General features: G+C 34.6%; 1 pseudogene. It reads left to right on the top strand.

Annotated features, from left to right (window positions below):
• Positions 1-42: 42 nt before the first annotated feature.
• Positions 43-286, top strand: a pseudogene (locus tag AC6UDG_RS07555) (sensor histidine kinase); the annotation flags it as partial.

Below are 286 nucleotides of genomic sequence, written 5' to 3'. Positions count from 1 at the left end.
AACGAGTTCTCCAAATCTGATCCATTACTTAGATTGACACAGATGAATTTTAATAAACAAATTGATAATGTCACTAGGTTAGAAAAGAAAATTAGACAGAGTGAGAAGAATAATCAGGATTATCTGATGATGTGGAGTCACGAAATGAAGCTTCCAATTGCCGGGCTTAGTATTTTGGCAGAACAATCCGCTAAGGTTGATAGTGATGACGTCGTCAAACAAGTGGCATTAATGCAAAATGAACTTGATAACCTATTAACTTATGAGCGATTGAATAGTTTTAATC

Source organism: Fructilactobacillus sp. X2R1C1 (assembly GCF_059901435.1).
Note: the sequence above shows the minus strand (reverse complement) of the source record. Positions and strands in the feature narration are given on the sequence as shown.